At 68.8% G+C, this 18,861-nt stretch carries 25 protein-coding genes; 23 read left to right on the top strand and 2 right to left on the bottom strand.

Annotated elements, in window-relative coordinates:
• Positions 1-16 precede the first annotated feature (16 nt).
• Positions 17-262, top strand: a complete 246-nt coding sequence (locus AB0G63_RS02950) for a hypothetical protein (protein WP_360743267.1) — start codon at positions 17-19, stop codon at positions 260-262.
• Between the two features lie 43 nt (positions 263-305).
• Positions 306-512, top strand: a complete 207-nt coding sequence (locus AB0G63_RS02945) for a hypothetical protein (RefSeq protein WP_360743264.1) — start codon at positions 306-308, stop codon at positions 510-512.
• A gap of 426 nt (positions 513-938) precedes the next feature.
• On the opposite strand, the gene AB0G63_RS02940 is transcribed toward AB0G63_RS02945, so the two are convergent.
• Positions 939-2,153 carry a hypothetical protein gene (locus tag AB0G63_RS02940; RefSeq protein ID WP_360743261.1) on the bottom strand — a complete coding sequence of 405 codons (1,215 nt, stop codon included), beginning with the start codon at positions 2,151-2,153 and terminating at the stop codon, positions 939-941.
• 228 nt (positions 2,154-2,381) lie between these two features.
• Between AB0G63_RS02940 and AB0G63_RS02935 the strand changes: the two genes are divergently transcribed.
• A complete protein-coding gene (locus tag AB0G63_RS02935) occupies positions 2,382-3,032 on the top strand; it encodes a hypothetical protein (protein ID WP_360743258.1) in 651 nt (216 codons plus the stop codon).
• 58 nt (positions 3,033-3,090) lie between these two features.
• Here AB0G63_RS02935 and AB0G63_RS02930 read toward each other — a convergent pair whose 3' ends face one another.
• Positions 3,091-3,582, bottom strand: a complete 492-nt coding sequence (locus AB0G63_RS02930; protein WP_360743255.1) for a hypothetical protein — start codon at positions 3,580-3,582, stop codon at positions 3,091-3,093.
• A gap of 245 nt (positions 3,583-3,827) precedes the next feature.
• On the opposite strand from AB0G63_RS02930, the gene AB0G63_RS02925 reads away from it, so the two are divergent.
• The 20 genes from AB0G63_RS02925 (at position 3,828) to AB0G63_RS02830 (ending at position 18,850) form a co-directional block, all read left to right on the top strand.
• A complete protein-coding gene (locus tag AB0G63_RS02925; protein ID WP_360743252.1) occupies positions 3,828-4,184 on the top strand; it encodes a hypothetical protein in 357 nt (118 codons plus the stop codon).
• 118 nt (positions 4,185-4,302) lie between these two features.
• Positions 4,303-5,469, top strand: coding sequence for a recombinase RecT (locus AB0G63_RS02920; protein WP_360743249.1), 1,167 nt, complete (start codon positions 4,303-4,305; stop codon positions 5,467-5,469).
• A gap of 55 nt (positions 5,470-5,524) precedes the next feature.
• The gene (locus AB0G63_RS02915; RefSeq protein WP_360743246.1) at positions 5,525-6,607 is read left to right on the top strand and encodes a PD-(D/E)XK nuclease family protein; all 1,083 of its coding nucleotides are present in this window, start codon (positions 5,525-5,527) and stop codon (positions 6,605-6,607) included.
• A 100-nt stretch (positions 6,608-6,707) separates the two neighbouring features.
• The gene (locus tag AB0G63_RS02910; RefSeq protein ID WP_360743243.1) at positions 6,708-7,577 is read left to right on the top strand and encodes a hypothetical protein; all 870 of its coding nucleotides are present in this window, start codon (positions 6,708-6,710) and stop codon (positions 7,575-7,577) included.
• Between the two features lie 7 nt (positions 7,578-7,584).
• On the top strand, positions 7,585-7,914 hold the full coding sequence (locus AB0G63_RS02905; RefSeq protein ID WP_360743241.1) for a helix-turn-helix domain-containing protein: 330 nt from the start codon (positions 7,585-7,587) through the stop codon (positions 7,912-7,914).
• Positions 7,911-8,693, top strand: a complete 783-nt coding sequence (locus tag AB0G63_RS02900) for a helix-turn-helix domain-containing protein (protein ID WP_360743238.1) — start codon at positions 7,911-7,913, stop codon at positions 8,691-8,693. The genes AB0G63_RS02905 and AB0G63_RS02900 overlap by 4 nt, the downstream gene beginning before the upstream one ends.
• Before the next feature lie 85 nt (positions 8,694-8,778).
• Positions 8,779-9,051 carry a hypothetical protein gene (locus AB0G63_RS02895; RefSeq protein ID WP_360743235.1) on the top strand — a complete coding sequence of 91 codons (273 nt, stop codon included), beginning with the start codon at positions 8,779-8,781 and terminating at the stop codon, positions 9,049-9,051.
• Between the two features lie 96 nt (positions 9,052-9,147).
• Entirely contained in the window at positions 9,148-9,456 is a 309-nt protein-coding gene (locus AB0G63_RS02890; RefSeq protein WP_360743232.1) for a hypothetical protein, read from the top strand.
• A 65-nt stretch (positions 9,457-9,521) separates the two neighbouring features.
• Entirely contained in the window at positions 9,522-10,205 is a 684-nt protein-coding gene (locus tag AB0G63_RS02885; RefSeq protein WP_360743229.1) for a hypothetical protein, read from the top strand.
• Positions 10,206-10,299: 94 nt separating this feature from the next.
• Entirely contained in the window at positions 10,300-10,983 is a 684-nt protein-coding gene (locus AB0G63_RS02880; protein ID WP_360743226.1) for a hypothetical protein, read from the top strand.
• Positions 10,984-11,024: 41 nt separating this feature from the next.
• Positions 11,025-11,807, top strand: coding sequence for a hypothetical protein (locus AB0G63_RS02875; protein ID WP_360743223.1), 783 nt, complete (start codon positions 11,025-11,027; stop codon positions 11,805-11,807).
• A gap of 31 nt (positions 11,808-11,838) precedes the next feature.
• Positions 11,839-12,564, top strand: coding sequence for a hypothetical protein (locus tag AB0G63_RS02870; protein WP_360743220.1), 726 nt, complete (start codon positions 11,839-11,841; stop codon positions 12,562-12,564).
• Between the two features lie 12 nt (positions 12,565-12,576).
• Entirely contained in the window at positions 12,577-13,113 is a 537-nt protein-coding gene (locus AB0G63_RS02865; protein ID WP_360743217.1) for a hypothetical protein, read from the top strand.
• 82 nt (positions 13,114-13,195) lie between these two features.
• The gene (locus tag AB0G63_RS02860; RefSeq protein WP_360743214.1) at positions 13,196-13,570 is read left to right on the top strand and encodes a hypothetical protein; all 375 of its coding nucleotides are present in this window, start codon (positions 13,196-13,198) and stop codon (positions 13,568-13,570) included.
• Positions 13,570-13,968 (top strand): hypothetical protein, encoded by a 399-nt coding sequence (locus AB0G63_RS02855; RefSeq protein WP_360743210.1) that lies wholly within the window; start codon positions 13,570-13,572, stop codon positions 13,966-13,968. Before AB0G63_RS02860 ends, AB0G63_RS02855 begins: the two co-directional genes overlap by 1 nt.
• 94 nt (positions 13,969-14,062) lie before the next feature.
• On the top strand, positions 14,063-14,698 hold the full coding sequence (locus AB0G63_RS02850) for a hypothetical protein (RefSeq protein WP_360743207.1): 636 nt from the start codon (positions 14,063-14,065) through the stop codon (positions 14,696-14,698).
• 5 nt (positions 14,699-14,703) lie between these two features.
• A complete protein-coding gene (locus tag AB0G63_RS02845) occupies positions 14,704-15,693 on the top strand; it encodes an N-6 DNA methylase (protein WP_360743204.1) in 990 nt (329 codons plus the stop codon).
• Positions 15,690-16,487 (top strand): phosphoadenosine phosphosulfate reductase, encoded by a 798-nt coding sequence (locus AB0G63_RS02840; protein ID WP_360743201.1) that lies wholly within the window; start codon positions 15,690-15,692, stop codon positions 16,485-16,487. Before AB0G63_RS02845 ends, AB0G63_RS02840 begins: the two co-directional genes overlap by 4 nt.
• Before the next feature lie 171 nt (positions 16,488-16,658).
• Positions 16,659-17,291, top strand: a complete 633-nt coding sequence (locus AB0G63_RS02835; RefSeq protein WP_360743198.1) for a hypothetical protein — start codon at positions 16,659-16,661, stop codon at positions 17,289-17,291.
• Positions 17,292-17,473: 182 nt separating this feature from the next.
• Entirely contained in the window at positions 17,474-18,850 is a 1,377-nt protein-coding gene (locus AB0G63_RS02830) for an IS1380 family transposase (protein WP_360743195.1), read from the top strand.
• The last annotated feature ends 11 nt before the right edge of the window (positions 18,851-18,861 follow it).

Below are 18,861 nucleotides of genomic sequence, written 5' to 3'. Positions count from 1 at the left end.
AAGAGCAGCAGGCGCCATGCCCGACGGAGAGATCGCCCTGGAGCTCGCCGAACTCCGCCGCGCCCTCGAAGTCGGGCTGGCGCGCATCGACGGCCAACTCGCGCTCCTGGTCCAGCGGTCCGATCAGATCGACAAGAGCGTCGAGGATCTCGACGCCCGAGTGACCGCGCTCGAACGGTCCCGGTGGCCGCTTCCCACCATCAGCACACTCACCGGCCTCGCCGCTCTGGGCGGGGCCGTCTGGTCAGCGATGGGCCGCTAACGGCGCCAGCTCACAGAGCAGCGCAGGGTCAAAGGAGATCGAATTGACCCCGCCCGAACTCCTCTGGGCCAACCTGCTCGTGCTGGGCCTCGCGTACGAGCTGTTCACCATGGTGGACAGCGAGGGCGGCAACACCGTCTCGGAGCGTGTCCGCGCCCGGTTCCGCGTCCACACACGACCAGGCCGTGCGGCCTTCGCCATGGCCTGGACCGGCTTCGCCGTCTGGTTCCTCGTGCACATCCTGACGTGAGAACCCCGGAACACGGCAGCGCCCCGGGCAGAGTGCGAGTCAGATCCCGAGGCGCTGTTCCACAAAGGAAAGAGGGTGGGAGCCTATGTGCGTCGCCTCACTCCGAGCAAGTGCGAGGCGCGTTGCGGCGGGTGTGCGTACCGTGTTGCCACGCACCGTACGCGCGCAGCAGTACAGTCACGACTGTTCGAGTGGTCTGGTCGACGACACACGCGCAATCCTGACGCTGATGGACACGCCGGTCGCCTGGATACCGTGGGTCTCCCCCGTACGTCTGCTCGGGAGACACAACGCACCGCAGGACTTCACTCTCGTCGAAACCGAGTTCCCTGGCTCGGACCAGGGCGTGCTGGCTCAGAAAGACTCCGGCTTGAGCCCGAAGGCGGTTCAGCGCACGTTCGCGCCGGGCAGCGCGGCGAAGGTTGCTCATGAAGCAGCCTCGGCAGCCAGCAGATCCCCAACAGCGCTCTTGCCCCACCCGCCCCTGCGCTTTCGTGGAGGGATCGCCTCCAGCCGGAGTCTGCGGGCGATCTCGGCATGGCTGAAACCGGCGCTCTTGAGACGTCTCGCCCACGCTCGCGCGTGCTCGATGGAGCGGCTGCTCTCGACCACGGTGCAACTGTCATGCATGCGGAGCGCCGCGTACGTCTTGACGACCTCCCGCATCACGGAGCTCTCTTCCGCGATCAGAGGCACGGCCTCGTCGGCCTCGAGGACCCGCAGCCCGAACTGCTGGACCCACGCGTACGAGGCTTCGCGTTCCGACTCATCAGCGAAGACGGATGGGTCGGCCACGTTGAGCGAAGTGATCGGCATTGGAGTGGTCACCTGTTGGAGCAGATCCGTCAGGCCGAAGCCCGCAGTTCCCGGAGAGAACAGGAACGCCCAGCCGTGCCCGTGGCGCCTCGCGATCTCCTGGACTTCTCGTGACCGGGCGGCATGGTCCTGATCGCTGTCCGCTGCGTAGACGAGCACCACGTCGAACCCCCCGAGAGATGTCTGGTGGGACCTCCCGCCGGCACGGATCCGCTCGCCGTCAACGGTCTGCGGGGGATCTTCATCCCAGGCCGAATCCTCCAGGAGCCTGTGGACCTTCTGCTTGTTGTAGAGCTGCTCCCCCTGCGGGCCCCACCAGTAGTAGCCGGCCTGGTTCAGGAACTCGGCCGTCTGTGGCAAGGTCAGCTGAAACCCGACGTGGAGCTTGTGCGCCAGCCTCACGACTTCGTTCCTGCTCAGGCCACGCCCGATGTCCAGGTGACCATGCTTGCCCTTCTGTCGCGGCAAGAGCCTTCGTAGTGCAGCACAGGCGGTCCGGACCTGGTCGTGGACATCTTGTCGGACATCCGGCAGCGGATCGTCCAGTGCCACGGCCTCGCCATCCACCACCAGCGAGGCGTGACTAGCTCGCATCTCCTCGCAGACCAACGCCCGCGTGATCGGACCTCCCAGGTCTTCCCAGCTGCCCACCCGGACACCATCCACGAGGTCGGCTCGCACACAGAAGAGAACCTCCTGCAGCGCAGGACGGTCGCCGACCTCTCCCCTACCGCGCGATTCGGCTTCAGTTCGCCACAGCATCCCAGCGCCCAGCGCCACGTCTCCCCGGCGTGCCACGCGGTACCCGATCTCGGACGTCGGCATGGTTCCCTCCCGTTCACCTGACCAGCGGTTGGAGGCGACGATGACAGATCCGTGGGTCCCCGCAAGCGACCTAGATTTCGGACGATTTTGAGATGCGCGAGGGACGCGGACGTTCAGAACAGCGCACCGCGCCAACGACGACATCACAGGCTGGCCACCCACCCGCAGCACCGAACTATACTTGATCAATCAAGTGTGTTTTATGCGCAGCGCGACATGGAGGGCGGCGTGACAGCCAAGCGATTCCCCTACCTGCTAGGGCACGCGGAGATCGCGTTCCTCTACGGGGTGGAGCGGCAGACCTCGCAGCTCTGGAAGACGCGGGGCGTGCTCGGAGAGCCAGACATCGTCATCTCCGGCAACCCGTACTGGCTACTGCCCACGGTCCTCGGACTATCCGAGGACGGCAATCGCGAGTTCGACGCTAAGCGGCTGAAGGAGTACAAGGCCCAGATCACCAGCGGGTATGAGGTCGACGACCCGGCCGACCTCCCTCAGATCATCGGCCTCAAGGAGATCCCCTGGATCTTCGGCAAGAAGTACATGGACGTCTACCAGTGGCGGGTCCGTAGGAGCTTCGCATCCGAGGACGCCGTGATCTCCGGCTCGCCGCTGTGGCTGCTGGACACTGTGCTTGAGGACGCCGAGCGCCGCGGGCGGGCGACCGTCCAGGACGGTATCGACCGCATTCGGGCCGGCGAGCGTGAGCAGATCAAGCCCCGCGGCCGAAAGCCCTCGGCGGAGCCCAAGCCGACTCCGCCGCCACTGCCGACGGTTAGGACCTTCCGGCCGGGCGAGCACTCGGCGGAGGACGTCGCAGCGTTCGCAGCAGAGCTGCTGGATGCTGGCTTCTCGCTGTCAGTACGACCGAAGCGGTAGCCAAGCCAGCAACACGGCAGGGTGGGCCCCGCAAGCCGGGCTCACCCTGCCGAGTGCACTACACCGCGGCGCGGGCCTCCTGCCAGCGAGCCGCGTTGGCCTGGTCAAGGCGGTAGAACGCCTCGGCCTGGTAGGTGGAGTCGGGGTCAGTACCCCACTCCCACTTCATCGGCCAGTTGCCGCGCTCGTAGTGGGCGTGCAGGTGTCGAGTGAATGCTGACAGGGCGCCCTTGATCTGACCGCGGTCGAGATTGAGGCGCTCCACGACGGCGGTTGTGCTGTACGAGCACTCTGGCTCGGCGGCGAGGATGTCCAGTAGGGCGGCGACTCGCTGGACCGACGGCAGATCCGTGGCGATCAGAGACTTGAAGTCCTCAACGGTCCACTCCACCACCGGCCACTCTCCGCCCGGTTCGGCACCCTGGGTACCACCAGGCAGCGGACTACTCATCTCGCCCTTCTTCAGGTCGAGTTCGGCGAGCAGGGCGTATACACGAGTGACGTACTGAGCAGGGACGGGTACGGAGATGAACTGCCGGTCGTGAGACACGACTCCCCCAAACTCAGGTGTTAGAAGGCAAGTTGATGCCAGACAGCCTGACAGACAGTCCACTTCACTGTCTACTGAAGGATGAACTCAATCTACTTTCCGAGACTTGGAGTAGGTAGACGAACGGCGACACGACACCAAGGGGCCACAGCAGCCGTCGAACCAGGGGTGCCAACCCGCACTCGACACACTTAGGGTGTGGTCAACATGTGTTGTGACAGAACTCGGTCTCTTTGGGGGAAGTGATGCATGCGCACCACCAGGCGGAGCTACCGCTGGAGATAGCAGAGCCAGACCACGCCCACCCTCACGACGACCCAACCATCGACGAGCGCTTCGAGGACTTCCACGCCGCACACCCGTGGGTGCTCGAAGCCCTGGAAGACCTCACGATGCGCTGGATCGAAGCCGGCGGCGGACGCATTGGGGTCAAGGCACTGTTCGAGCAGCTCCGCTGGTCGCGGCCGAGCATCTCGAACGACAGGCCATTCCGACTGAACAACGACTTCACCTCGCGCTACGCGCGCCTGCTACGCGCGCGCCATCCGGAGTGGGCGGGCGTGTTCCAGTTGCGGAGCCTGCGCACAGGTGACGTGGATTGATAGTTCAAACTTGACGTCAAAGAGTCAGTGAAATAGATTTTGATTAACTTCAATTGACCTCAACATGTGTTGTGACAATTGAAGTCCATGTGAGGGGACCACGATGCATGGAGGGGATATGGCCGACGCTCCGGTCACCTGGCTCGCGATCCGCGAGGACCAGAAGGCGTTCGAGGACCAGCAGTTGCGCGCGTTGCGCGCGGCGTTCCCAGATCTGGCGGAGGCCAGTCCGGCACAGCTGGGGATCTTCTTCCACTACTGCAAGGCGTCGGGACTCGACCCGTTCGGCCGGCAGATCTACATGATCAAGCGCAAGTCGCGCGGCGAGATCCGCTGGACGATCCAGACCGGCATCGACGGCTACCGGCTCATCGCACGCCGGGCCGCCGACCGGGCCGGACAGTCCATCGCGTATGAGGACTTCGTCTGGTACGACGCCGAGGGCGGCGAGCACACGGTGTGGCTGCGCGACGAACCGCCGGCTGCCTGCCGTGTCGTCGTCTGGCGCGACGACTCACGCTTCCCCGCCGTTGCCCACTGGCGGGAGTACGCGCCGAAGGTGTGGGACTACGAGGCGCAGGAGTACAAGCTCGGCGGGCTGTGGCCGCAAATGCCTGCCAGTCAACTGAGCAAGGTCGCCGAGGCCCTGGCCCTCCGCCGGGCCTGCCCCGCAGACCTGTCCGGCCTGCACGTCGACGAGGAGATGCACGCGGCCGACGCGGCGGAGTCCCGCGAGCGAGTCCAGGCCGCCGCCGCGCGACTGCGGAGCGAAAAGGCAGAGCGACCGGACGAGACCCAGCAGGACGTAGAAGCGCCCTCGTCCGGAGACGTGGTCGAAGGCGAAGTCGTCGAAACTCGTGGCGTCGAGGCTACGGACGCGGTGTCGGCGCAGGAGATCGAAACGCCGCCACCGGCCGATCCTCGCGCCGAACTGGATGAGGCACGCAGGGAGGTCCAGGAACTCGCCGGCCGCCTTGGCCTGGGCTTCGACACCGTCAACGAGCGGTGCTTCGACGACTTCGGCGTCTCCTACCAGGACGCCAGCGCCGAACAGCTGCGCGCCCTCCTCAACACTCTGCAGCCGGACGACGGCGAGACCGGCGAGGACACCTCCGCCAAGTCCGACCCGACGGCAGGTACCTCACCCACGCGCCAACGCGCCTCGGCCAAGAAGGCGACACCGCGCAAGGCCGCGGCGAAGACCACGACGCGCAAGAGCACCGCGGAGAAGCCGACGGCCCGGAAGTCCTCCCGGAGCAAGGCCACCACCCGCTCGGCCCAATAGCCCCTCCTGCCCGTCAGGCGAAGGGGCAGACCACCCAACAGAGTGCGAGATCACCATGACCACCGACAGCACCGTCGACAACCTCGGCGTCCCGGTCCCCGACCTGTGGAAGGGCGCACACCGCGACGACCGCGCCAGACCGCGCTCCCGCCAGCGCCTCCTCGGCCCCTCCTCGATCGGCCTGTGCAGACGCCGCGCCGCCTACGAGGTCCACGGCACCTGGCCGACCGACCTCGCCGACAACATGCACGCCGCGATCCTCGGCACCTGGCTGCACGAGGGCATCCTGCGCGTCCTGCGGGAGCAGTACGGCGCCCACACCGAGCTGGAGCTCACCGACGGCGTGATCCTCGGCCACGCCGACGCCTACTGGGCCCCGGGCGCCCCGCACCCCCGGGCCACGGAGGCACAGGCCGCTGACGTGGGCGTAGTGGAGGACGTGAAGACCAAGAGCACACGGGCCCTCGACGTCGTCGTACGCCAAGGCCCGAGCCAGGCCGAGTGGTTCCAGGTCCACCTGTACGCCCACCTCCTCCGCACCGGCGGCCTGAAGGACCACTCCCACCTGCCGGCCGGCGAACCCCTACCGGTCGACGTCGTACGGCTGCGCTACGTCGGCCGCGAGTACGGGCAGGTCGTCGTCCACCAGCGCGCCTACGACGAGGACGTCACTCAGCAGGCCCTGGCGTGGGCCGAGGACGTCCTGGCCAGCCCCGAACCGGAGGCCATGCCGCGCGACCTCGACGGCCCCGGCCTGTCGATCATCTGTGACAACTGCCCTTTCAAGACGGTCTGTTGGAACCTCGACCAGCTCGCCGACGACCGCGCCCCACAGACGATCCTCGCCGAGGACACTGCGGCCATCACCGACGCCCTGCGTGCCTACACCGACGCCGCCGAGGTGGAGAGCGCTGCGAAGAAGCGCAAGGCCAAGGCCCGCAAGATGCTGGACGCCGCCGACGCCGGCACCTACGGCGCGTTCAGGCTGTCCTGGTCCGGCGGCAACCCGCGGCCGCCCGAGCCCGACCCCGAGGCGATGATCCGCATCCTCGAGGGCCTCGGCGTCGGCATCCCCATGCGGCCCGGCGGACGGACGTCGCGCACCATCGGCGTCTCCCGCGTCCCCGAGGCGGGTTGAACCGGCCGCGGCCACACCTCGAGGGCCACCACACCGCGCCTACCGACCGCTGGTGGCCCCTGTCCACACCCGCACACCAGACACGCCCTGGAGGGGAAGCATGTCCACACCCACACCCCGCGAACGCCTCGTGAACGGCGGAGAGTCGCCCGGTGCGGCGCTGCTCGACAGCCCGACCGACGCCCCGCACCCACTGACCCCCGACCTGATCCGGCAGCGTCTGGCCGACGCGCTCACCGCGAACTGGCCGCGCATGGCGCACGCCGGCCACGCCCGTGACGTCGCCGACTCCCTCACGAACATCGTCCTGTCCATGGTCTCCCAGTTGCGGGAAGAGGCATCCGGCTGGCACGACAAGGCCGTTCAGGCTTTCGCGCAGCGCGACAGGGCACGCGCGACCGCGGTCACCCTGGAGCAGATGACCGCCGAGGCCGCCCGTCTCCTGCGTGCCGGGCTGCCCGGGCAGGCCCTCGCCGTTCTGGAGAGCGACGGCCGGCCGCTCGGGCCGTGTGCGGCGCCGGGGCTCTTCGACGACATGGCACCGTGTGCTCGCCCCGCAGGCCACGGCGGCGCGCACAGCGACGACCCGCAGTACGTCGACCCACCCGACAAGGGGGCATGGCTCCCGGAGCGGATGTTCCTTGTGGTCGCCGTCCGGCGCTGTGCCGACGGCGACTTCCCGGTCCTCGATCTGCACGGTGTCTACCCGCTGGTGGAGGACGCCAACGGCCGCGCCCGTGACCTCGTACTGGAGCTGTCGCCCGCCGACCCCACCGAGAGGACCAGCCCAGGAGACGGCTCGGTCTCGCTCGCAGTCCCGCAGAACGGCTCGTTCACCGGGCTCATCGAAGTGGTCGAGCTGGTAGTCGACCCGTACGCCTCCCAGGCCGCTCGGAATGCCGAGTACGAGGCCGCAGGCGAGGACGCGTACGACCCGGACTACGGCCGCGACCTCGACGACGAGGAATGAGCCGGCCGTGTCCATCACCTACACGCCACAGCCACAAACCGGAGCGTCCGCGTTCGCCATCATCGGCGCCGACCCCACTCGCGAGCCCACACGCCGCGTCTACGTCAGCACCACCGCCACAGGCGTGCCCGGCGTCGACTTCCTCGCGGTCGAGCGGGTCGTCAACGGAGATCTTCCGCTGCCCCACCTCAACGAGGCCGAGCAGGAACTCGCCGCCCGGCTCATGACCCGCGAGGCCCTGGGGGCGGAGGAGATCGCCGAACGCCTCCGCGTGGAACCCCGAACCGTCGTCCGCTGGCGAGCGGCCTGGAAGAGGGAAGAAAGGGAAGGCAGTTGAGCATCGAGGCCATGGCATGGGCCTTCCGACAGAACATCCCCAAGCCGGGCGCGAAGCTGGTGCTGCTGGCCCTGTGCGACTTCGCCGACGAGCAGTGGTCCTGCTTCCCGGGGCAGGCCACTCTGGCGGAGAAGACGAGCCAGGGAGAGCGCACAGTCCGTCGGCACCTGGAGTGGCTGGAGGCGGAGGGGTTCATCGTCTCGCACGCCCGCTTCTCGGACGGGCGACGCACCAGCAACCGCTACACGATCCATGCTCCGCGCCCGCAGGCGCCACCGCCGTCGGACCAGTCGGCGCCCGGTTCCGAGGCTCCCTCCCCGAAGGCGAAGAAGGGCGCGCCGAAGCCCGCCGGAAGACGGTCAAAGCAGGCGGCCAAAATGGCCACCGGCCAGTCTGGCCAGCGGCCAGATGCGACAGGGGAACCGGCCAATCTGGCCGGGGAACCGTCAGAGAACCACCAGAGAAACCCCCTACCCCCGGCGGATGGTGACGCCCGCCACGGGGCAAGCGGCTGCGTGGCGCACCCGGATTCACCTGCCGCCAACTGCCGTGGCTGCGGCACCAGTCCGCGTGCCCGTCGCGCCGCTGCGGAGGCTCAGGAGAAACGCGAGAGGGACGAGCGCGCCCGCAGCCGGGACCGCCGCTGGTTCCAGGAAGACCGGGCCCGGCGCGCCCGCGCCGCAGAGCTGGAAGCCCAGGGCGCCCTGGACGGACCGCGTCAGGCGGCGCGCGAAGCGTTCAGACGCAGTCGCCCCCGAGGCGACAGACCACGCAAATAAACAACACTTGACGACAGTTGATCTTGATTGATAAAATGTTATCAACATCGCAATCAACACCCACCAACCCTGAAGGGCTTGCCCGATGTTCCGACATCTCACCCCGGGCGAACACCAGGCGCTCACCACCAGGTTCGCCGCTCGCGGCGTCACGCCCGAGCAGTTCGAGCAGGCCAAGGAGCAGGCACGCGCGATCGGCGAAGCCCTGGCCCGCGCCTACAGCGAGGCGATCGGCCGCCCGGTCACCTCGCTGCAGTTCGTCACCGACGTCCTCGGCGCCGAGGGTGCCGGTCGGCTCCTTGCCTGTGCCCTGCGCGAGACGACCGGCCGCCACCCGGGCCTGTACCGCGACACCTGACGGAACCGGCACTTTCGCGCGCCACGACATGTGTGGCGACAGACAACTGATGCCCTTCGTTGGCCTGCGGGCCCTGACCAGAGTGCGAGGAAACCGATGAACATCCCCCTGTCCTACATCGCCGCGATAGTGGCCGCCGCCCGCCTCCAGGGCCCGCCCGCCGTCCGCGCCGACCTGGACGGCAGGCCCGTGCGCGTCCTGACGCTGCGCGGCCCCCGCCCAGGAGAGCTGTATGACTTCACGCTCGACGACGGCCACCGCCGCTGGCGTCTGGAGTCCGTCAGCCACGAGAGCGGCATCGACATGCACGGCCGCACGCTCGGCAAGCGCCTGTCGGCCCGGCTGAACGTGCTGCACGGCACCGCGGCCGAGCACTTCGACCAGCGGCCCCCGGCCCTCCCGTAACGCCAACGCCGACACGGGCCCCGGAACCGCCAGGGCCCGGCATACACGAAGGAGAGAAGAGCGAAGTGGACCAGCCCACCCGCGAACAGTTACTGCACGCCGAAGCCGCCAAGTACGGCATCGCCCCGGACGTGATCGACAGCGCGGTCGGCGTCATCGCCGCCGTCCAGCGCCGCGACCGCGACGACTTCCGGAGGAACTTCGGCGGTGAGCTGACGCCCGACCGGTGGCTCGCCGCGTACGGCGTCTCCGGCTTCAAGGAGCTGTGCGCGTACGCGACCCGCAAGGCCGGCCTCGGCGACGACGGCGGCCTGGTCATGCGCATCGTCTCGGCTGTCGCACCGGAGCCCGAGCAGTGCGCCGACGACCGGCCCATCCAGTTCTGGGCCCGCCCCCTCGCCGATCCCGCCGAGGCGACATTCCCTGCGTACCGCGTCACCTACGAGGACCCGTGCGCCGACATCAGCCCTGGCTTCGACTGGTCCGGAGCCCTGCTGCGCCGCACCCTGCGTGAAGCCACCGGACCCGGCCGGGGCGCGGCGAGCCTCGAGGAGGCCACCGGGGTCGTCGCCTTCACCGACGGTGACCTGCGCGGCGCCTACGTCGCGAGGCCCGCCCCGGGCCACACCCAGCCCACCTGTACCCGCTGCGGCCAGTGGGAGAAGGAGCACACGCTGCACGAACGCTTCGGCGCCTGCCCGCAGTTCACCACGCCGGCCGCTCCCCTCACTGCGGTTCCTGTGCCGTAACGGCGGCTCCCACCCGGGCCGCGCGCCGGTGCGAGCGGCCCGGCCCGGGCGGGCCCCTGCATTCCCCTTCGCATGCAAAGGAGTCAGTCCAGTCATGTCCCGAACACCCTGGCGCGTGGGCGGCGCACAGCGGCAAGGACGCCGCGAGGTTCAGGCGGACGCCTTCGCCGTCGGAGGCGACCAGGCCACCGGCCGTATCGCCGTCGCCGTCACCGACGGAATCGGCGACACCACGGCCGCGGCCGACGCGGCCGACCTGGCCGCGGGGGAGGCGGTGGGCGCGGCGCTCGTCGCCACGCCGGAGACCGGCTGCATCAGAGCGCGCAACCAGCTCGCCGCCAGCGGCATCACCGCGGACGCGTCGATCGTCACCGCGCTGTTCGACCCCGCCCACAGCCGTGTCCAGTTCGCCTGGGCAGGACTGTGCCGCGCCTACGTCCTCGCCGCTGAGGGACAGCTCCAGCGCGCCACGTACGACCACTCGCTCGGCGAGCGCATCCGCCGTCACACCGCGCAGCCCGGCCCGCTGCCGCTCTACGACCGCAAGGTGACACGCACCGTCGCACGCCACGAGTTCGTGACCACGTCCCTGCCCGCGCACAGCACCACCGCGGTCCTGCTGTGCACCGACGGCGTCAGCCAGGGCGTCGACGAACGGACCATCGCCGCCGCGCTCCTCCGCAACGACCCGAACGAGGCCGCCGAATTCCTCGCCGGCACAGCCGGCATCAACGGCCCGGACAACGCGACCGCCATCGTCCTGCGCCGCGCGCACTGACCACCCCGACCACGCAAACGCATCTCAAGGAGCCAACTCCCGTGAAACACATGCGAGAACCGAACTTCCGCCCCACCCAGCTCCCCCTCGAAGAACTCGCAGACGCCTACGTCCAGGCAGGCGAGACGCTCTTCCTCGCCATCCACGACGACATCTCGGCCCGCGTGCGCTCAGCACACCCCGAGGCCGGATACCTGGAGATCGCTGTCGACGACGGCGGCGACGTCGAACTGCACGGCATCTGGAGCACCGACGACCCCGACTCCGGCGACTTCCGCCTCCTGTACGACCCTCACGACGACGCGGAGCCGGACTGGCGGGACGGTCCACTGGACGTCGACGAACTCATCCAGGACCTCGGCCGCGTCCTGAGTGGCTCGTTCCTCCGCCACTGGGGCGTGGTCGAACCGCACCCCGTCCCTGCGCACCGCGACCGCCGCTGGATCAGCCTCACGCCGGCCGACCGTGCCGCCACTGTCGCGGACATCGTACGCCGCCACGTACCGGACGCCGTCTCCCTGATCTGCCGTTTCGAGACCAGGGCCCGGAGCATCGCGGTCGGCTTCGAACAGGTCACGCGCGCGACCGGCGAGACGCTCGCGATCCCGTGCCCACACTGTTCGCCGGACACGGAGGACGGCCCCTGGCCGCACGACGTCACCTACGAGATCGCCCGCCCCCTCGGCCAGCTCTACGCCCTCCCCCACCTGCGCCGGATCCACCTGACCCCCTGCGTGGACCTCGCCTCCGAGCACGAAGGACAGCTGTGGCAGCTGGTCTTCCCGTACCGCGAGCCCGCCTCCGCCGACACCGCCCACCACTGATTCCGCAGTCCCCTGGAAGGACGGGTCTTTCATGACCAACACCGCAACGCACCGGGTCGCCACAGCCCTGCGCTACCGCAAGCTCGCCGTCGACGCCTTCCACGAGGCCCAGGCCCAGTACGAGATCGCGGTCCTCGACCACGTCACGGCGCGCATCGTTGAGGCGTACCCGGAGACGACCCACCTCACCTTCGACCACTCCACGCACGACCGAACCGTCGAGCTGCACGCCTTATGGACCACGCACCACGGTGGGACGGAGGAACTGGTTCTCGACATCCGCAGGGACGCCGACACCACCACGCTGGACCTGGACGAGCTCGCCGACGACCTGAGCGACGCGCTCGCCGGACTCCACTCGGCAGCCTGGAGCGCCGTACGCCCGTACCCGAGACCGGACCGACGCTGGACGCTCGACCTCCCGCCAGCCGACCGCATCGTGCGGATCGCCGAGCTCGTCAGCGCACACCATCCCCACGCCCAGCTGATCACGGTCGACTTGGCAGGTGACACGTGCCGCGTACTCGACGTCACCTGCGCGGACACCTCCCAGTCCGACGTCGGCGTCATCAAAACGATCAGCGCCACCGACGAACACCCCCTGTGGCCGGAGAGCACCGAGCGGCGCATCACGGCGTTCGCCCGACAGATCCACGCCCTTCCGCACCTGCGCGCACGGCACCTGGCACGCGTCGGCGGCCCGGACGAGCACACGGCGTTCCTCCTGCTCCCCCAGACCGGCACCACCGGAGAGTGAGGTGACATGCCCATGCCTTCCGAGCTTTCGTCAGCGCCCTCCGTTCCCGCCACCCATGCCCAGACCATCGCGGCGAACGTGCTGAAGACCTGGCCGACGACCATCGGCCTGACCATCGAGTACGTCGCCCACCACGACCAGGGCCCACAGGGCACTGTCACCTTCGCCATCGTGCGCGCCCGTGAGCCCTGGCCGGGCCCCGTCCTGATCCGCTGCGACGGCTACGGCCACATCAGCCGCGGCTGCGAGCACCCCCGCCCCGACGGACAGCCCTGCTGGCTCCCGTCGGCAGCCCACCTCTCGCTCCGCGACCACGGCCGGTGCCCACAGCACCTGCCGCCCCTCACCGAGCGCGACTGGGTCAAGCACCCCGAACAGCCGCTCTACGGCCGCGTCACCCGCGTCGACCCGGACGGGACCGTGCTCATCGACTTTGCGAGCGGCGAGCTCACCCTCCACGACACGCAGGTGCCCCGCGTTCCCCAGCACATCGCCGAGGAACTCGACCGCGGCCCGATCAACGGCCCCCGGCACGTGATCAACGAGTAACCAGACCTCCGCCCGGTGCCGTGTGCGAGACGCCACCGAGCGGCCAACCACCCATACTCACAACGGAAAGAGATCCCTGAGCATGAGCAACCACGCCGTGGTCACCCTCAACTTCACCAGACCCGTGTACGCGCACGAACTGCGCCCCGGCGACGCGTTCGCTTTCCCCGACGCACCGCACACGCCCCTCACCGTAGGCGGCGTCAAAAAGACCGTCATCTCCCCCGAGCTCACTCTGCTCGCCTTGGCCCTCCACGGCCGCCGCGCCGAACGGGTCCACCTCCCGGCCAGCGCCCCCGTCCGCGCCCTGCGCATGGTCCGCACCGTCTCCCTGACCTGCCTGCTCTGCCACAAGCCCCAGGAAGTCGAACTGGACCTCCCGCACGACGGCGAACCCCTCTCCCTCGTCTGCGGCGACCACGCCCCCGACACGGCCCAGAACACGGAGGGCGAGTGATGGCCCTCCACTACCTCAGCGCCGTCCGGCTCCTCCGCCGCGCCGACGAGGACAAGGCCCGCGCCCTGTACGCCGACGTCATTGAGGCCCTCGAACAGCACTGCACGGACGTAGGCGTGGACTGGTGCGGCAACGAGCTGAACATCACCGTCCTGCTCACGACCGACGGCGAGCAGTACGTCGCCATCGCGGGCCGCGAGTCGCTGCCCTGGCACGGCGACCGCACCGAGATCGGCGGCTGGAAGGCCGTGCACATCGACAACACCCACGGCCAGGCCAAGGTCGTCTACGACACCACCTCAGCCGAGGGCGAACCGCCCGGCGACATGTCCCTCGAACCCCTCGCCGAGGAGGTCGGGACCTACGTCAACGGCTGGCGCGCCGAACACGGCGGATAACCCCAGCCCACCCACACACCACCAGGGGGCCGAGCCCACGACATCGGCCGGCCCCCTACCCACCCATGCCTCGATCACGAGAAAGAGCACCCTTGTGCTGACCTTCACCGTCGGCGGCGGACCGGCCCTCGAGGTCGCTGAGTTCGCCGACTTCGACACCGGCCAGGCCGTCTACCGTGTCACCGGCATCGGCGCCTTCACGCTCGGCTGGGACCCCGACCACCATCCCGAAGCCGACCAGGACCCCATGGAGGAGGTCCTCCAGGTCGCCTACGGCACCGGCCCACTCGGCTTTCACATGGACGAGGCGCCGGTCCTCTTCGGCGTCACACTCGCCGGCACCGAGTCCTTCACCCGCACCGCCCTCGACGCCGGCGCCCTACGCCTCCGTCCATACCGCCTCATCATCAGCGCCCCCGTGCGCGCCCCGAAGGGCACGGCCCGCCGGGCCTCCGACATCGTCTCCGCCCTAGCCCGACACTGGCTCGCCCAGCCCTGGACCCCGGAGCTGCGTCGCGCCCACGAACACCACTGCGCACCCCACTCCCTGAACCGCTACGGCGGCCTCATCGCCCAGCACGAGGAACGGATGCGCCGCCTACGCGAGGCCCACGCCTACTACATCCAGCGCGCCGATCGCGCCACGGCGATCCTCCAGGCGGGCCCAGTACCTGCCCCCGCGGGTGCCCCACCGCACCCGCACATCTCAGCCGAGACCGCGGGGAGGTGAGCGTCGTGGTCCAGTTCGACCTGTTCGGCGAGGTGGAGCAGAAACTCGAAGAGCGCGCCAAGCAGCGAGCGGAGGAAGCCGCCAAACCCAAGGCACCACCGACCCCCGCATCGCGCCGAAGGCACCGCGCCTTCCCGAGCGACCCGCGCCGCCACGCCAGCGACGTCGCCGACAACGTCATCGCCGCATGGTTCAGCCACTACGGCGGCAGCCGCATGGACGTCCCCCTCGGCACCGTCGCAGCACTCTGCTTCTTCCGCGAGCCGCTCATCGAAGACTGGCTCCTCACCCTCCAGCCCGCCCAGCTCCCGCAGCTGCTGCGGGAGATCTGGGGCGTCCAGTGGATGGCCCGACCCGACCTCATCGAGGTCGCCCGCCCCCTACACGACTGGATCGAGGAGAACCCCGACGAGCACCAGCTCAAGGCCGTCCAGGCCGTCATGCACGCCGCGATCAACAAGGGACTGCTCGACCTCACCGCCCGGGACGACCCGTACGAACGCTCCGAGGCCGACGTCCTCAGCCCGCTCCTGACGGGCCTGCGCCACAAGAGCGACAAGAAGTGGCGCGGTGAGTACCACACCCCTCCCTGCGTCACCGACCTGATGGCCGAGATCCTCGTCCACGACGACCACGGCCCCACCATCCGCGAACCGGCCCTCGGCAGTGGCGGTATGTTCCGCTCTGTCGCCCAGACGCTGCGCTTCCGCGGCCTCAACCCGCACGACTACACCTGGTTCGGCAACGACGTCGACCCGCTCGCCACCGCCTGCGCCGCCGTCAACGCGATCATCTGGGACCTCGGCCCCCGGACCGTCATCTGGTGCGCCGACTCTCTCGCCACCGAGGACGCCGGCCTCTCCAAGGCACTGGCCGAGCGCGAGGCGGTCATCAAGCACCGCAACGCGGTCGTGGAGCAGGCCCTGTTCGAGCACAGGGCCCGACGCATGCTCCGTGCCCTGGACAGTCTCTTCGAAGGAGGGCAGGCAGCGTGAACGTCGTCTCCTACGGTGGAGGAGTTCAGTCCACCGCGCTCCTAGTCCTTGCAGCGCACGGTCACATCCCGTACGACACCTTCCTGTTCGCCAACGTCGGCGATGACAGTGAGCACCCAGCAACTCTCCGATACCTGCGAGAGATTGCCACGCCGTTCGCCGCAGAAAACGGAATTGCCCTCCACATCCTCGAGCGGCGCAGACGTGACGGGACCACTGAGACTCTCCGGGAGCGTCTCGTACGCCCTGGGTCGCGCTCTATCCCCATTCCGGTCCGCATGAGTAATGGGGCTCCTGGACGCCGTTCCTGCACAGCCGACTTCAAAATCAAGGTCGTCGGCCGCTGGCTTCGTGAGAACGGAGCCACCAAGGAAACTCCGGCCCAAGTCGCCATCGGTATCTCAGTCGACGAGATCCACCGCGCCAACCGACGCCGCTCCGAACCTCACGAGGAGATCGTCTACCCTCTCCTGGACCTCGGACTCCGCCGTACCGACTGCCACGGGATCATCGAGCAAGCAGGACTGCCCATCCCGCCCAAGAGCGCCTGCTTCTTCTGCCCCTTCAAAACGCTGCAGCAGTGGCAGGAGATGCGACGCAGCGAGCCGGAGCTCTTCGCCCAGGCAGCGGAACTGGAAGCCGCCCTGATCGCTCAGCGTGCCGCACTGGGGAGAGATCCCGCCTACCTGACGCGGCGAGCCAAGCCTCTGCCTGAAGCCATTCCCCAAGCTACGCCGCTGCCCTTGGTCGACTCCGATGAAGCGGAATGCGACTCGGGCTGGTGCATGACCTGAATCACCGCACCGTACGGCACCACGTAACACGACCGGAAGAGACGACTTGTGAGCCCAGCGAAGCGAACCGCATCCAATGACATCGACACTCAGAAGAAGCAGCGTGTCTTCCCAGCGGACTTCGACGAGTTCGTCGAAGCGACTGCGGCTGAACTCGGCGACGGGTGGACTGTGAACGCCGACAGCAAGCCCCACCCCGGCCTGTCCGCGTACCTCACCCACCCCAACGGCCGCCGCGTCGGTATCAAGCACATCTGGCGTGGCGAGGCCGTCCAGACCTGGGCGCTCGACGTCCCGCCCCGCGAGTTCGACAACGACGGGGACGCCGAGACGTACGCCGACAGCCTCAAGCACCTCACCCCGGGCATCCGCTACAACGTCGGCGTCTGCTTCACGAACAACCCGCCCGCCGCGACCACCGCACGGAACATCCGCACCCGGCTCCTGCCAGCCTTCGACGGCAGGCGCCCACTGCTGCGCGCCTTCCCGAAGAAGCCCTCCCGCCGCACCGCAGTGGCGGAGAAGCCCCCGGCAGCCGCCAACGCGACGACGAGCAGCGAGCCCACACAAGCCGCGGACCAGCCCCAGCCGGAGAAGGCCACGGCGAAAACCGCGGCCCCGGCGAGGAGCCCACGCCGTACGGTCAAGAAGGCCCAGCCCACCGCGAAGAAGACCGAGCCGAAGAAGCAACCGGCGGCGCCCCGGTCAAAGCGCCTCACGGCCAAAACCACCAAGACGGCCAGTCCGGACGAGACCACGGCGAAGAAAAAGTCGCAGTCGACCGAGACGACCACCGGTAACTGATCAAGACCCTCAGTGCGGGGCGATCCGAGCATCGCCCCGCACTCTCAACATAGCGACTAACCTCGCGCTTTCACTAGGTGGGCTGTCCGCAGGCTGATCAGAAACACAGAAAGTGCTCTTGACCTGCAACGATAGGACTTGCTGAGGGTCCTGTTGGCTGCGAGGAAAAGAGCACTTTCCAGGTGAGAGAGCCTACCGCGTCGTACCCGCGTGTCCGTATCCAGGGGGACGGCCGCCAGGTTGTCTCGCAGGCCGGCTCGGTCCTGCTGGTGGAGACGGTCCGTAGAACCGGCCTCGACCAGGCGATATCCGCGGCGCTGGCACCGTGGCGCAAATCCCGGGCCGTCCATGATCCGGGGAAGATCCTCCTGGACGTCGCACTGGCGGTCGCGTTGGGCGGGGACTGCCTGGCCGATGTCGGCATGCTGCGGGCCGAGCCCGCCGTGTTCGGGCCGGTCGCCTCCGACCCGACGGTCTCCCGCCTCATCGACACCCTCGCAGCCTCCGGAGAGAAAGCTCTGCGGGCGATCCGTGCCGCGCGGGCCGAAGCACGCCAGCGGGCCTGGCAGCTGGCCGACCGGGAAGCGCCTGATGCGGGCGGGACGGTGACCGTCGATCTCGACGGAGTGCTGGTGATCGCGCACTCGGACAAGGAGGACGCCGCACCCACGTGGAAGCGAACCTACGGCCACCACCCGCTGATGGGGTTCCTCGACCACGGACCGGGCGGCACCGGTGAGCCGGTCGCGGCCCTGCTCAGACCGGGCAACGCGGGATCGAACACGGCCGCCGACCACATCACCGCCACCCAACTGGCCCTGGCCCAACTGCCGAAGAAGTACCGGCGCGGACGCCGGACCCTGATCCGCACCGACTCCGCGGGCGGCACCCACGACTTCGTCGCATGGCTCGCCCAGCGAGGCCGGTGGCTGTCCTACTCGGTCGGCATGGTGATCACCGAGCAGGTCCACCAGCATGTGCTGAAGGTTCCGGCATCCGCCTGGACGCCCGCTGTCGAGGCGGACGGTGAGATCCGCGACGGCGCCTGGGTCGCCGAACTCACCGGCGACGTCCTGAACGGCTGGCCGAAGGGCATGCGGCTGATCGTCAGGAAGGAACGGCCGCACCCCGGGGCCCAGTTGCGGCTCACGGACGCGGACGGCATGCGGCTGACCTGTCTCGCCACCAACACCTCGGACCGGCCGATCGCCGAACTCGAACTCCGTCACCGGCTGCGGGCCCGGGCCGAGGACCGCATCCGCGCCGCCCGGGCCACCGGCCTGCGCAACCTGCCCCTGCACCGCACCGCCCAGAACCGGATCTGGCTGGAGATCGTGCAGATCGCTCTCGACCTGCTGGCCTGGATGCCGATGCTCGCCCTGACCGGCAAGGCCAGGCTCTGGGAGCCCCGCCGACTACGGCTCCGCCTGTTCACCACGGCCGGACAACTCGTGACCACAGGCCGTCGGCGGATCCTCCGCCTGGCCCGGCACTGGCCCTGGACCAGCCACATCACCACAGCCCTCAACCGGCTCGCACTCCTGCCGAACCCCGGATGACCAAAGGATTC

The organism is Streptomyces sp. NPDC020996 (assembly GCF_040641355.1).
Lineage (GTDB): Bacteria > Actinomycetota > Actinomycetes > Streptomycetales > Streptomycetaceae > Streptomyces.
This window is presented reverse-complemented; position numbering and strand designations above follow the sequence as displayed.

Bases quoted from the DNA above. Each gene is read 5' to 3' on its own strand.
- AB0G63_RS02950 (WP_360743267.1), top strand. From the start codon at position 17: ATGCCCGACGGAGAGATCGCCCTGGAGCTCGCCGAACTCCGCCGCGCC.
- AB0G63_RS02925 (WP_360743252.1), top strand. From the start codon at position 3,828: ATGCATGCGCACCACCAGGCGGAGCTACCGCTGGAGATAGCAGAGCCA.
- AB0G63_RS02890 (WP_360743232.1), top strand. From the start codon at position 9,148: ATGAACATCCCCCTGTCCTACATCGCCGCGATAGTGGCCGCCGCCCGC.
- AB0G63_RS02880 (WP_360743226.1), top strand. From the start codon at position 10,300: ATGTCCCGAACACCCTGGCGCGTGGGCGGCGCACAGCGGCAAGGACGC.
- AB0G63_RS02895 (WP_360743235.1), top strand. From the start codon at position 8,779: ATGTTCCGACATCTCACCCCGGGCGAACACCAGGCGCTCACCACCAGG.
- AB0G63_RS02865 (WP_360743217.1), top strand. From the start codon at position 12,577: ATGCCTTCCGAGCTTTCGTCAGCGCCCTCCGTTCCCGCCACCCATGCC.
- AB0G63_RS02920 (WP_360743249.1), top strand. From the start codon at position 4,303: ATGGCCGACGCTCCGGTCACCTGGCTCGCGATCCGCGAGGACCAGAAG.
- AB0G63_RS02940 (WP_360743261.1), bottom strand. From the start codon at position 2,153: ATGCCGACGTCCGAGATCGGGTACCGCGTGGCACGCCGGGGAGACGTG.
- AB0G63_RS02910 (WP_360743243.1), top strand. From the start codon at position 6,708: ATGTCCACACCCACACCCCGCGAACGCCTCGTGAACGGCGGAGAGTCG.
- AB0G63_RS02855 (WP_360743210.1), top strand. From the start codon at position 13,570: ATGGCCCTCCACTACCTCAGCGCCGTCCGGCTCCTCCGCCGCGCCGAC.
- AB0G63_RS02870 (WP_360743220.1), top strand. From the start codon at position 11,839: ATGACCAACACCGCAACGCACCGGGTCGCCACAGCCCTGCGCTACCGC.
- AB0G63_RS02860 (WP_360743214.1), top strand. From the start codon at position 13,196: ATGAGCAACCACGCCGTGGTCACCCTCAACTTCACCAGACCCGTGTAC.
- AB0G63_RS02915 (WP_360743246.1), top strand. From the start codon at position 5,525: ATGACCACCGACAGCACCGTCGACAACCTCGGCGTCCCGGTCCCCGAC.